A 13072-nucleotide genomic window follows, 5' to 3' on the forward strand; every position below is an offset into this window, starting at 1 on the left:
GGACCGGCCGGCCGTGCCGCGGGCCGGCGGGGCCGCAACCGGACGATCCGGTCGCAACCGGTCGGCGAACGTCTTGGATCTGTCACAACACCGACCCCATCGGTCACGGCAGGTTTGGGTGCCACTAGCATCGCCGCGTCGGAAGTGAGCGCCGCCCCCAGGGCCGCCCACCGGCACACGTCTTCTGGCGCCCTCTGCGACGGGCGCCTCTCTTCTGCACCGGGAGACCGAGTGAACCCTGCTCAGCGCGCGTCCGGGAAGCACCGGATACGCCGGCACAAGCTCCCCGCCATCGCCCTCGCCACGGTCCTGGCGGGCGGCGGCGCCTTCGCCGCGTCCCAGGCCTGGGCCGGTTCGAACACCGCCGCCGGGCGACCCGTCGCCCAGGCGGCCGCGGCCCCCCAGCGCCCCGTGTCCTACCTCGGCGAGCGCGTCATGAAAGCCCTCCACCACGGGAAGGTCAAGGGCCTCCCCTCGCCGACCGCGAGCCCCTCCGGCTCCCCCTCGCCGGGGTCGACCGGTTTCAGCCCCCGCATCATCGGCGGCACCTCCACGACCATCACGACCGCCCCGTGGATGGTCCAGCTCTGGTACTACGACGCGTCCTCCGGCGAGGGCTGGTTCTGCGGCGGCACCCTGGTGGCGCCCACCAAGGTCCTCACCGCCGCCCACTGCGTCGACGGCCTCGACTGGCACGACAACGGCGTGGTCGTCGGCGGCACCGCCGCGCAGTGGAACGGCGCCAACGGCAAGGCCGTGCGCGTCTGGAAGCAGTGGCAGCACCCGTCCTTCAGCATGGACACCCTGCAGAACGACATCGCCGTCCTCACCCTGGACACCCCGCTGCCGTACACGACCGCCAAGCTCGTCGACGCCGGCGACACCGCGTCCTACGCCGCGACCAACACCGGCACCGTCTACGGCTGGGGCCAGACCACCTCGTCGTCGTCCGGGGGCATCTCGGCCGACCTGCGCAAGGCCGACCTGCCGCTCGTCGACGACAGCACCTGCAAGCCCGCGATGGACAAGATCACGGACGACCCGGCCACGCCGGCCGTGGAGTCCTACCTCGTCCCGGGGAAGATGTTCTGCGCCGGAAAGCCGGGCACCGGCAGCGAGACCACCACGGTGGCGAGCTGCCACGGCGACTCCGGCGGCCCGCTGATGGTCAACGGCCGGATCGCGGGCATCGTCTCCTGGGGCTCGGGCGACTGCATCACCGCGGGCGGCTACGACGTGTACACCAAGGTGGCCACCTACGCGACGGACGCGCAGGCCCAGATCACCGCCGCCGACGCCCCGAAGCAGAACGACTGGAGCCGCGACGGCAAGGCCGACCTGCTGGTCCGCACCTCCTCGACGACCGGCCAGTCCTACGCCTACCTCGGCGCCACCATGAAGTACCGGTGGTCCGCCGGCACCGGCTGGCAGTACTACGACAAGGTCGTCCAGACCGACCTCAACCGGGACGGCGCCACCGACCTGGTCATGCGCAAGTCCAGCGACGGCAGCCTCTACTGGCGCCACTACGACCTGTACAGCTACGCGTGGGTCAACACGAAGCTCGCCTCCGGCTGGGGCACGGTGCGCCAGATCGTGGCGCCCGGCGACCTGACCGGTGACGGCAACCCCGACCTGCTGAGCGTGGACAGCGCGGGCGCGGTCTGGGTGTACCCGGGCAAGGGCAACGGCTCCTTCGGCTCCCGCTTCCAGGTCGGCTCCGGCCTGCAGGGCCTGAGCCAGCTGGTGGGCCACGGCGACGTCACCGGCGACGGGAAGGCCGACCTGGTGGGCCGCACCTCCGCCGGCGCGCTCTACCTGTACCCGGGCGCGGGCAACGGCACGTTCGGCGCCCGCAGGACCCTGAGCACCAGCGGCTTCGCCTCGGCCAACGCGCTGGCCGCCGTGGGCGACGTCAACGGCGACGGCAAGGCCGACCTGCTGATCCGCTTCACCACCGGCTCTCTCTACCTGTACCCGGGCAACGGCAACGGCACCTTCGGCGCCAAGATCCAGATGGGCACCGGCAGCTTCGGCTCCGCCACCATCCTCGGCTGACCCCGCCCCGGCGCGACCGCGCCCCCGCCCGGAACACCGGGCGGGGGCGCGGTCGTGTGCTTTTGGGGGAGAAGGTTCCCGGAAAAATTCCGGATTCTGTCACAGTCCGCCCGCCTGTCGACCATGGTCCGTCCACGCACCACTAGCATCTGCCTGTCGGACGTGAGTGCCATGATCGAATCTTCGATCGGCAGCCTGCCGACTGATCCGTGCGGACGCCCTCAGGGGGAGGGCGTCGCCTCTCTCCCACAGGAGAATCAGTGAATCCTGCTCAGCGCGGGTCCGGCATGCGCCGGACCCGCCGGAACAGACTCGCCACCGTCGCCCTCGCGACGACGCTGGCGACCGGCGGCGCCGCCGCCGTCAGCGACGCGTGGGCCGGGGCCACCCTCCCGGCGGACGCGTCCACCACGGGGACCCTCGAAACCCCGGCCAAGGCCGGGCAGAGCCGCACCGACGGCTCCTCGCTCGCCGCGCGCCTCCGCGCCGCCGCCCGCAAGGGCGTCGTCGGCAGCGGCCGCCCCGGCGCCCCGAAGCTGCCGACGGGGGGCATCAGCCGCATCATCGGCGGCACCCCGATCTCCATCGGCAGCGCTCCCTCCATGGTGCAGCTGTGGTACCTGCTCGACGACGGCACCGCGATGTTCTGCGGCGGCACGCTCGTCGCGCCGGACAAGGTGCTCACCGCCGCCCACTGCGTCGCCGGCCTCGACTGGAAGTCGAACGGCCTCGTGTTCTACGGCACCTCCACCCTCGCCGACCCGAACGCCACCCCGGTGGGCGTGTGGCGGCAGTGGAGCCACCCGTCCTTCCTCGGCAACACCCAGGACGACCTCGGCAACGACGTCGCCGTCCTCACCCTGGACCAGCCCGTCCGGATGCCGACCACCAAGCTGGTCGCCGCCGGCGACACCGCCTCGTACGCGCCCGGCACCACGGGCACCGTCTACGGCTGGGGTCTGACGACGGGCGCCGACGACCCCGACGCCGACCTGTCGCCGCAGCTGCGCCGGGCGACCCTGCCGGTCGTCTCCGACTCGGCCTGCGCCACCGCCATGAACAGCCTGCCGGACACCAAGGGCTACTTCGCGGCGGGCAAGATGTTCTGCGCGGGCAAGCCGGCCAGCGGCACCACCGCCGGCACGGTCAGCAGCTGCCACGGCGACTCCGGCGGTCCGCTGGTGGTCAACGGCCGCATCGCCGGCATCGTCTCCTGGGGCGCGCCGGACTGCGTGGAGAAGGGCGGGTACAGCGTCTTCACCAAGCTGAGCGCCTACACCGCCACCGCGCTGGAGCGCATCACCGACACCGACTTCACGGGTGACGGCAAGGCCGACCTGCTGGTGCGCACCTCCAGCGGCCAGGGCTACGTCTACGAGGGCGCCACGATGCGCTACCGGGCCTCCACGGGCACCGGCTGGAACAGCTTCAACAAGGTGCTGCAGACCGACCTCGACCGGGACGGCGTCAACGACCTGATCGAGCGCGGCACCAACGGCTCCCTGTACCGCGAGTACTGGACGGGCAGCGACTGGACCGTGACCAGGCTCGCCACCGGCTGGGGCACGGTGCGCCAGATCGTCACGCCCGGCGACCTGACCGGCGACTACCTGCCGGACCTGCTCACCGTCGACAGCGCGGGCAAGGTCTGGGTGTACCCGGGCAAGGGCAACGGCTCCTTCGGCTCCCGCTTCCAGGTCGGCTCCGGCCTGCAGGGCCTGAGCCAGCTGGTGGGCCACGGCGACGTCACCGGCGACGGGAAGGCCGACCTGGTGGGCCGCACCTCCGCCGGCGCGCTCTACCTGTACCCGGGCGCGGGCAACGGCACGTTCGGCGCCCGCAGGACCCTGAGCAGCAGCGGCTTCACGTCCGCCAACGCGCTGGCCGCGGTGGGCGACGTCAACAACGACGGCCACGCCGACCTGCTGATCCGCTTCACCAGCGGGTACCTGTACCTGTACCCGGGCAAGGGCAACGGCTCCTTCGGCGCCAAGATCCAGATGGGCACCGGCAGCTTCGGCTCCTACACCCTCCTCGGCTGATCCGGGTCCCGGCCGGTCCGGGACCCGCGGCACGGCCTCGACGGCCGCCGACACGACTGCTCCGGCAGCCGTGTCGGCGGCCGTTCCGCTGCCGCCCCCCTTATGCTCGATATCCACCCATCGGGTGCATTGCGGGCGAAAAGGGAACCGCGGAGGAGGCGCAGGACGTCCCACCCCCGAGCAGTCCCGCGCACGTGCGGGCGGCGTACCGAGGACGGACCCAGCACCATGGCCGAGCAGCGGAAGGACCAGCCGCCGACCCCCTCCGGGAGACCCGGCCGCCGCGGCCTGCGGACGGCCGGCCTGGCGCTCGCCGCCGTGCTCCTGGCCGGCGCCGGATTCGGCGGCTTCGCGTACTGGAAGCTGAACCGCAACATCACCGGTGTCGACGTCGACTCCCTCCTCGGCAGGGCCAGGCCGCCCGCGTCCACCAACGGCGACTTCAACATCCTGCTGCTCGGCTCCGACTCGCGCGCCGGGGCCAACCACGCCAAGGCCGGCGGTTCCGACGACGGCACCGCCCGCTCGGACACGGCGATGGTCGTGCACGTCGAGCGCGACCACCGGCACGCCTCCGTGGTGTCCGTGCCCCGCGACGCCCTGGTCGACCGCCCCGCGTGCACCAGGCCCGACGGCACCGTCGTGCCGGCCGCCCCCCGCACCATGTTCAACAGCGCCTTCGAGGTCGGCGGCGCCGCCTGCGCGGTGAAGACGGTGGAGGACCTGTCCGGGCTGCGGATGGACCACTTCGTGGAGATCGACTTCGCGGGCTTCGCGGCCTTCGTCGACGCCATCGGGGGCGTCGACGTCACCACCACGGTCGACATCAGCGACCGGCAGAGCCACCTCACCCTGCCCCGCGGCACCCACCACCTGGGCGGCGACCAGGCCCTGGCCTTCGTGCGCACCCGGCACGGCGTCGGCGACGGCAGCGACCTGGGCCGGATGGAGCTCCAGCAGCAGATGGTGCGGTCGATCCTGGCCCGGGCGAGGAGCGCCGGCCTGCTCACCGACCCGGTCAGGCTCTACCGGGTCGCCGACACCCTCACCCGGTCCGTCACCGCCGACACCGACCTGGCGTCCGTCAACGCCCTGGTCGGGCTCTCCCAGACGCTCAGGCACCTCGGTCCCGGCGACCTCTCCCTCGCCACCATGCCGGTCCGCCGCGCGCCCGCCGACCCCAACCGGGTGGTGGCGGACGAGCCGCTGGCGGGGAGGCTCTGGGCGGCCCTCAAGGACGACCGGCCCATCCCGCCGGAGGTGCTGCGGCGGCAGCCCGCCAACCCGGCGACCTCCGTGCCGCGGCCCGCGTCCGCCGCCCCGTCGGCGCCCGGTGCGTCCCCGCACGCCTCCCCCGCGCACATGCCCTCCGCGCACGTGCGGCCGTCCCCCGCGCACCCGTTGCCGGCCCGCACGGCCCCGGCCCGGGCCGCCGCCACGGCGCACTCCGGCGCCGGCCGCACCCGCCGGCCCGCGCACCGCCCGGAGCCGGCCCGCGCCGCCCCCGCCGCCCCCGCCGCGCCCGGCGCACCCGGTCCGGCGGAGGCCGGTCCGCCCCCGTCCGGCCAGTCCGGCCCCGACCGGCCCTCCCTCGGCCGGCCCGCGGACGCCCCGCCCCCGTCCGACCCGCCCCCGTCCGACCCGCCGCCGGACGACCCCGCCCTGCCGGACCCCGCCGATCCGGCCGCCCTGCGGGCGTACCCGGACCGCTGACCCCCGCCGCGCCGGGACACCGCCCCGGTGCCGCGCCCCGGGGCGGGGTCCGCGGCAGGAATACCGGGGGCCCCGCCCCGGTTTGGGAAGATGCAGCCGGTCCTGGCAGACTGGTACGTCGGTCCCGGTTCACGCACGGCACCAGCCGTACGACCCGGTACCCTCCCGATCACTAGGAGAACCCTTGAAGCGCGACATCCACCCCGAGTACGTCGTCACGCAGGTGACCTGCACCTGCGGTGCCGAGTTCACCACGCGCAGCACCGCCAAGGACGGCGTCATCCGTGCCGACGTCTGCTCGCAGTGCCACCCCTTCTACACCGGCAAGCAGAAGATCCTCGACACCGGCGGCCGCGTCGCCCGCTTCGAGGCCCGCTTCGGCAAGCAGCACGCCGTCAAGAAGTAGCGACCTCTCGGCGCCGGCCGGGCGCCCCCGCAGCCTCGCGCTGCCGGGGCCTGCCCGACCGGCGCCGTTCGCGTCCCCCACGCCCCGCAGCACACCGCACCGCGCACCGCACCACCAGCGCACCGCACCCCAGCACACCGCACGGCGGAGACCGCACGGCGGACCACCCCCACCGCAGGACGCCGGCCCCCGGGAAGAAGGCCCCACCCATGTTCGAGGCAGTCGAGGAGCTCCTCACCGAGCACGCCGTCCTCGAGGAGAGGCTGGCCGACCCGTCGGTCCACGCCGACCAGGCCAACGCCCGCAAGCTGTCCAAGCGCTACGCCGAGCTCACCCCGATCACCCAGGCCTACCGCGCCTGGCGGCAGACCGGCGACGACATCGCCACCGCCCGCGAGCTCGCCGCCGACGACCCGGACTTCGCCGCCGAGGTCAAGGAGCTGGAGCACCAGCGCGAGGAGCTCACCGAGCGCCTGCGGCTGCTGCTGGTCCCGCGCGACCCCAGCGACGACAAGGACGTGATCCTGGAGGTCAAGGCCGGCGAGGGCGGCGAGGAGTCGGCCCTGTTCGCCGGCGACCTGCTGCGGATGTACCTGCGGTACGCCGAGCGGGTCGGCTGGAAGACCGAGATCATCGACGCCAACGCCTCCGACCTCGGCGGCTACAAGGACGTCCAGGTCGCCGTGAAGACGCGGGGCGCCACCGAGCCCGGCCAGGGCGTCTGGGCCCGGCTGAAGTACGAGGGCGGCGTCCACCGGGTGCAGCGGGTGCCCGCGACCGAGTCGCAGGGCCGCATCCACACCTCCGCCGCCGGCGTGCTGGTCACCCCGGAGGCAGAGGAGGTCGAGGTCGAGATCGGCCCCAACGACCTGCGGATCGACGTCTACCGCTCGTCCGGCCCCGGCGGCCAGTCGGTCAACACCACCGACTCCGCGGTGCGCATCACCCACCTGCCCAGCGGCATCGTGGTCTCCTGCCAGAACGAGAAGAGCCAGCTCCAGAACAAGGAGCAGGCCATGCGGATCCTGCGCTCCCGGCTGCTGGCCGCCGCCCAGGAGGAGGCCGAGCGCGAGGCGTCCGACGCCCGCCGCAGCCAGGTCCGCACGGTGGACCGCTCCGAGCGCATCCGCACCTACAACTTCCCGGAGAACCGCATCTCGGACCACCGGGTGGGCTACAAGGCGTACAACTTGGACCAGGTGCTCGACGGGGACCTGGACGCCGTGATCCAGTCCTGCGTGGACGCCGACGCTGCGGCCAAGCTCGCCGTGGCCCAGGAGAGCTGACTGCCGCAGCTCCGGGGCACCGGACGCCGCCCGCACACCGTGAAGCCGCAACACCCTGAAGGGGGCCGGATGAACCTGCTGCTCGCCGAGGTGGCCCAGGCCACCCAGCGGCTGGCCGCGGCCGGCGTGCCGTCGCCGCGGTTCGACGCCGAGGAGCTCGCCGCGCACATCCACGGCGTCAAGCGCGGCCGGCTGCACACCGTCCCCGACGCCGACTTCGACGCCCGGTACTGGGAGGCGGTGGCCCGGCGCGAGGCGCGCGAGCCGCTGCAGCACATCACCGGCCGCGCCTTCTTCCGCTACCTGGAGCTCCAGGTCGGGCCGGGCGTCTTCGTGCCCCGGCCGGAGACCGAGTCCGTCGTGGGCTGGGCGATAGACGCCGTCCGGGACATGGACGTCGCCGAACCGCTCGTGGTGGACCTGTGCACCGGCTCCGGCGCCATCGCCCTGGCGATCGCCCAGGAGGTGCCGCGCAGCACCGTCCACGCCTTCGAGCTGGACGAGGACGCCCTGGTGTGGACGCGCCGCAACGTCGACGCCAGCCCCGACCGGGCCCGGGTCACCCTGCACGCGGGCGACGCCACCCGCGCCTTCGAGGACGACCCCTCCTGGAGCGGCCGCTTCGACCTGGTCATCAGCAACCCGCCGTACATCCCGCTCACCGAGTGGGAGTACGTCGCCCCCGAGGCCCGCGACCACGACCCGCAGCTGGCGCTCTTCTCCGGCGAGGACGGCCTCACCGCCATCCGCGGCATCGAGCGGGTCGCCGCCCGGCTGCTGCGGCCCGGCGGCGTGGTCGTCGTCGAGCACGCCGACACCCAGGGCGGCCAGGTCCCGTGGATCTTCAGCGAGGACCGCGGCTGGACCGACGCCGCCGACCACCGCGACCTCAACAACCGCCCCCGCTTCACCACCGCCCGCAGAGCCGTGCCGTGACCGGCGGGCCGTGCGGGGCCGCCCGGGCCTGAGCCCTGCCCCCGCCGGCCGCCGGCCCCGTGATCCCGTGGCCCCGGCAGGCCCGTGACCCGCCGCCTGCGCCCCCCCAGCCCATGAACGCGACCAGCCCATGAACGCGACCAGCCCCGTACGGAAGGGAACCGCACCGATGAGCCGCCGCTACGACTGCGCAGATCCGAGCGACCGGGCGACCGGCCTGCGTGAGGCGGCCTCCGCCGTCCGCCGCGGTGAGCTGGTGGTGCTCCCCACCGACACGGTGTACGGCCTGGGCGCCGACGCGTTCTCGCCGGACGCCGTCCGGGACCTGCTGGCCGCCAAGGGCCGCGGCCGCGCCATGCCCTCGCCGGTCCTGGTCGGCTCCCCGACCACCCTCCACGGGCTGGTCACCGACTTCTCCGAGTCCGCCTGGGAGCTGGTGGACGCCTTCTGGCCCGGCGGCCTCACCCTCGTCGCCCGCCACCAGCCCTCGCTGCGCTGGGACCTCGGCGACACCCGCGGCACCGTCGCCGTGCGCATGCCGCTGCACCCGGTCGCCATCGAGCTGCTGAACACCACCGGTCCCATGGCCGTGAGCAGCGCCAACCTCACCGGCGGGCCGTCCCCCGCCACCTGCGACGAGGCCGAGGGCCAGCTCGGCGACTCGGTGTCGGTCTACCTCGACGGCGGCCGCGCGGAGCACGCCGTGCCCTCCTCCATCGTCGACGTCACCGGCAAGGTCCCGGTGCTGCTGCGCGCCGGCGCGGTCAGCGAGGCGCAGCTGCGGGAGGTCGTACCCGACCTGGAGGCCGGCAGTTGACGGCCCCCGACATCCGGACGGCCGACATCCGGACGGCCGACGTCCGGGCGACGGACATCCGGCTGCCCGGCGTCCGGGTCGCCGGCGGCCGCGTGCCGGAGGCCCGGACGCCCGACGGCCGGACGCCCGGCCGCGCCGCCCTGCCCGCCCAGGGGCGCCCGCACGGCATACCCGTGCCCACCCCGCACGACCGCTTCCGGATCCTCTTCGTCTGCACCGGCAACATCTGCCGCTCCCCGATCGCCGAGCGCCTCACCCGCCACGGGATCGCCGCCCGCCTGGGCGGCCGCGGCGCCGGGCAGATCGTGGTGGAGAGCGCCGGCACCTGGGGCCACGAGGGCGCCCCGATGGAGGCCCACGCCGCGACCGTGCTCGGCGAGTACGGCGCCGACCCGGCCGGGTTCGCCGGCCGCGAGCTGCTGGACGAGCACGTCATCGACGCCGACCTGGTGCTCACGGCCACCCTCGACCACCGCGCCCAGGTGATCTCCATGGGCCACGCGGCCGGGCTGCGCACCTTCACCCTCAAGGAGTTCACCCGGCTGGTGCGGACGATAGACCCCGCCACCCTCCCCGACCCCCTCCAGGGGGCCGCGGTGGCCGCGCGGGCCCGCGCCCTGGTCCGCGCCGCCGCGGCGCTGCGCGGCTGGCTGCTCGCCTCCACGCCGGAGGCCGACGAGGTCGACGACCCGTACGGTGCGCCCATCAGCATGTTCCGCAACTGCGGCGAGGAGATCTACCACGCCATCGACCCCGTGGTCACCGCCCTGACCGGCGTCGCGCTGCCCTGAGCCGCCGCCTCCGGGCCCCCCGCCGGCCCCCTGAGCCGCCGCCTCCGGGCCCCCCGCCTGCCCCTCTGCGCGGGCACCCCGGGCCCCCGGCCCCGCGGGCACCCCGGCCCCCGGCCCCGCGGCCCTCCGGGGCCCTCCGCGGCACCCGTCCCGCCCCACGCCTGTCCGGCCCCGGGGGAGGGCCCGGCCGACCCCCGAGGCACGCGACGGCGCGCCGTGCGCCCCCGGCCGTCCTACCCTGGGGGTGAACCACCTCCGCACCTCCCGGAGTCCTGCCATGACGGTCACCGAGCCCCCGCACGCCCCCGCCCGCACGCCGCTCTGGGAGGCCCCGGAGGCCCTGCGCCGGACCGACCCGCAGATCGCCGACGTGCTCGCGGCCGAGGCCGAGCGGCGGCGCGACTGCCTCCAGCTCCTCGCGGGGGAGAACACCGCCTCCGAGGCCGTGCTGGCCGCCCTCGCCGGCCCGCTGGCCCACAAGTACGCCGAGGGCTACCCCGGCCGCCGCCACCACACCGGCTGCGCCGCCGCCGACGCCGCCGAGCTCCTCGCGGTCGAGCGCGCCCGGGACCTCTTCGGCGCCGACCACGCCAACGTGCAGCCCTACACCGGCACCACCGCCATGCTCGCGGCCTACGCGGCGCTGCTGCGCCCCGGCGACCGGGTGCTCGCCATGTCGCTCCAGCACGGCGGCCACCTCACCGTCGGCTCGCAGGCCAACTTCTCGGGCCGCTGGTTCCAGTTCACCGGCTACGGCGTGCGCCGGGACGACGGCCTGATCGACCTGGACCAGGTCCGGGACCTCGCCCGGCGGCACCGGCCCAAGGCGATCGTCGCGGGCTCCATCACCTACCCCCGGCACATCGACTGGGCGGCCTTCCGGGAGATCGCCGACGAGGTGGGCGCCTACCTGGTCGCCACCGCCGCCCAGACCCTCGGCCTGGCCGCCGGAGGAGCGGCGCCCTCACCGGTGCCGTACGCGGACGTCGTCGTCGCGGTCACCCACAAGATGCTGCGCGGCCCGCGCGGCGGCCTGCTGCTCTGCACCGCCGAGCTGGCCGAGCGCGTCGACCGGGCCGTCTCCCCGTTCATCCAGGGCGGGCCCTCCATGCACGAGGTCGCCGCGAAGGCGGTCGCCTTCGCCGAGGCCGCCACGCCCCGCTACCGCGACTACGTCCACGCCGCGGTCGACAACGCCCGCGCGCTGGCCGCCGGCCTCGCCGGGCAGGGCGTGCGCCCCCTCACCGGAGGCACCGACACCCACCTCGTCACCGCCGACGTCTCCGCGCTCGGCATCACCGGCCGGGAGGCCGAGCGCCGCTGCGCCGCCGCCGGCATCCTGCTCGGCAAGTGCGCCCTGCCGTACGACACGGCCCCGCCCGCCGAGACCTCCGGACTGCGCCTGGGCACCGGGTGCGTGACCACCGCCGGCCTGGGGGCCGCGGAGATGGCGGAGGCGGCCGTCCTGGCCGGACGGGCGCTGCGCACCGCCGACGGGGGCGGCGAACTGGCCGCACGGGTGCGCGAACTGGCGCGCGGACCGGTACCGAAGCGGTGATACCGGACACCTCCGGGAGCCGCGGTGCACACGCGGGGCGTCCGTCTGAATAAGGTGTGGTGCCGTGGCGGCGGCACCGCCGTCGATGCGAGGTGGGAGGGCCCCCGGTGCGTGAGTACCTGCTGACGCTGTTCACCACCGCCGCGGTCACCTACCTGCTGACCGCGCCGGTGCGGAAGTTCGCCATCCTCGCGGGCGCGATGCCGGCGGTGCGCGCCCGCGACGTGCACCGCGAGCCGACGCCCCGCCTGGGCGGCATCGCCATGTTCGGCGGTCTCTGCGCGGGCCTGCTGACCGCCTCCCACCTCACCCACCTGACGTTCGTCTTCGACAACGGCAGCGACGTGAAGGCGCTGCTCTCCGGCGCCGGGATCATGTGGGTGCTGGGCGTGCTGGACGACAAGTGGGGCGTGGACGCCCTGGTGAAGATGGGCGGCCAGATGGTGGCCGCGGGCGTCATGGTCTGGCAGGGCCTCACCGTGATCTCCATCCCGGTCCCCGGTGTGGGCTCGGTGGCGGTCACGCCCATGCAGGGCACCCTGATCTCGGTGCTGCTGGTCGTCGTCATGGTCAACGCGGTGAACTTCATCGACGGCCTGGACGGCCTGGCGGCCGGCATGGTCTGCATCGCCGCGATGGCGTTCTTCCTGTACTCCTACCGCCTCTGGTACGGCTACGGCGTCGAGGACGCCGCGCCCGCCGCGCTGTTCAGCGCCGTGCTGATCGGCATGTGCCTGGGCTTCCTGCCGCACAACCTGCACCCGGCCCGGATCTTCATGGGCGACTCCGGGTCCATGCTGCTGGGCCTGATGCTGGCGGTGGCGTCCATCTCCATCACCGGCCGGGTCAACCCCGACGTGGTGATCGAGGAGGCCGGCTCGCAGCGCGAGGCGATCCACGCCCTGGTGCCGATCTACATCCCGCTGCTGCTGCCGCTCACCGTGATCGCGCTGCCGCTGGCCGACCTGCTGCTGGCCGTGGTCCGGCGCACCTGGGCGGGCAAGTCGCCGTTCGCCGCGGACAAGCAGCACCTGCACCACCGGCTGCTGGAGATCGGGCACTCGCACAGCCGCGCGGTGCTCATCATGTACTTCTGGGCGGCACTCTTCGCCTTCTCGACGGTCGCCTTCTCGGTGACCGACACCGGCCGCGTGGTGGTGCTGATCGGCGCCGGGCTCTGCCTGCTGGGCATCGTCGTGCTGCTCATGCCGCGCTTCCGGCCGCGGGCGCCGAAGGCGCTCCAGCCGATGGTGCCGCCGCGCTTCCGCGACGCGGAGGAGGAGGACGCCCCCGCTCCCGGCACCGCTCCCGCCGGGACCGCCGGCCGCTTCTCCGCGGAGGACGAGGAGCTGCTGCACCGCCTCGGCTCCACCGCCGCCGGCTCGGCCGGCCCCGGCGGCGGTGCGGGCCGCACCGGCGGTACGCAGGGGTGACCGCCGCTGCTCCGTGCGGCCTCACCCGATCG

The 13072-nt window shown here is 74.6% G+C and carries 10 protein-coding genes; all 10 read left to right on the forward strand.

Annotation, left to right across the window (positions count from 1 at the left end):
* Window positions 1-231: 231 nt before the first annotated feature.
* Window positions 232-2058 carry a trypsin-like serine protease gene (locus tag ACFY07_RS07635; RefSeq protein ID WP_390867826.1) on the forward strand — a complete coding sequence of 609 codons (1827 nt, stop codon included), beginning with the start codon at window positions 232-234 and terminating at the stop codon, window positions 2056-2058.
* A 260-nt stretch (window positions 2059-2318) separates the two neighbouring features.
* The gene (locus tag ACFY07_RS07640; protein ID WP_390867827.1) at window positions 2319-4100 is read left to right on the forward strand and encodes a trypsin-like serine protease; all 1782 of its coding nucleotides are present in this window, start codon (window positions 2319-2321) and stop codon (window positions 4098-4100) included.
* 228 nt (window positions 4101-4328) lie between these two features.
* Entirely contained in the window at window positions 4329-5813 is a 1485-nt protein-coding gene (locus ACFY07_RS07645) for an LCP family protein (RefSeq protein WP_390867828.1), read from the forward strand.
* A 184-nt stretch (window positions 5814-5997) separates the two neighbouring features.
* Complete coding sequence (gene rpmE, locus ACFY07_RS07650) at window positions 5998-6219, forward strand: 50S ribosomal protein L31 (protein ID WP_230650644.1); 222 nt, start codon at window positions 5998-6000, stop codon at window positions 6217-6219.
* A 209-nt stretch (window positions 6220-6428) separates the two neighbouring features.
* A complete protein-coding gene (gene prfA / locus ACFY07_RS07655) occupies window positions 6429-7505 on the forward strand; it encodes a peptide chain release factor 1 (protein WP_390867829.1) in 1077 nt (358 codons plus the stop codon).
* Window positions 7506-7574: 69 nt separating this feature from the next.
* Window positions 7575-8441, forward strand: a complete 867-nt coding sequence (prmC, locus tag ACFY07_RS07660; RefSeq protein ID WP_230650649.1) for a peptide chain release factor N(5)-glutamine methyltransferase — start codon at window positions 7575-7577, stop codon at window positions 8439-8441.
* Between the two features lie 169 nt (window positions 8442-8610).
* Window positions 8611-9258 carry an L-threonylcarbamoyladenylate synthase gene (locus ACFY07_RS07665; RefSeq protein WP_390867918.1) on the forward strand — a complete coding sequence of 216 codons (648 nt, stop codon included), beginning with the start codon at window positions 8611-8613 and terminating at the stop codon, window positions 9256-9258.
* A 140-nt stretch (window positions 9259-9398) separates the two neighbouring features.
* Entirely contained in the window at window positions 9399-10049 is a 651-nt protein-coding gene (locus tag ACFY07_RS07670; RefSeq protein ID WP_230651030.1) for a protein-tyrosine-phosphatase, read from the forward strand.
* A 277-nt stretch (window positions 10050-10326) separates the two neighbouring features.
* The gene (gene glyA, locus ACFY07_RS07675; protein WP_390867830.1) at window positions 10327-11607 is read left to right on the forward strand and encodes a serine hydroxymethyltransferase; all 1281 of its coding nucleotides are present in this window, start codon (window positions 10327-10329) and stop codon (window positions 11605-11607) included.
* 107 nt (window positions 11608-11714) lie between these two features.
* Entirely contained in the window at window positions 11715-13040 is a 1326-nt protein-coding gene (locus ACFY07_RS07680; RefSeq protein WP_390867831.1) for an MraY family glycosyltransferase, read from the forward strand.
* The last annotated feature ends 32 nt before the right edge of the window (window positions 13041-13072 follow it).

This window comes from Streptomyces sp. NPDC001380, from assembly GCF_042895785.1.
Classification (GTDB): Bacteria; Actinomycetota; Actinomycetes; order Streptomycetales; family Streptomycetaceae; genus Peterkaempfera.

Excerpts from the sequence above, each read along its gene's own strand:
- glyA (WP_390867830.1), top strand. The coding sequence starts at position 10,327 with ATGACGGTCACCGAGCCCCCGCACGCCCCCGCCCGCACGCCGCTCTGG.
- ACFY07_RS07665 (WP_390867918.1), top strand. The coding sequence starts at position 8,611 with ATGAGCCGCCGCTACGACTGCGCAGATCCGAGCGACCGGGCGACCGGC.
- prmC (WP_230650649.1), top strand. The coding sequence starts at position 7,575 with ATGAACCTGCTGCTCGCCGAGGTGGCCCAGGCCACCCAGCGGCTGGCC.
- prfA (WP_390867829.1), top strand. The coding sequence starts at position 6,429 with ATGTTCGAGGCAGTCGAGGAGCTCCTCACCGAGCACGCCGTCCTCGAG.
- ACFY07_RS07645 (WP_390867828.1), top strand. The coding sequence starts at position 4,329 with ATGGCCGAGCAGCGGAAGGACCAGCCGCCGACCCCCTCCGGGAGACCC.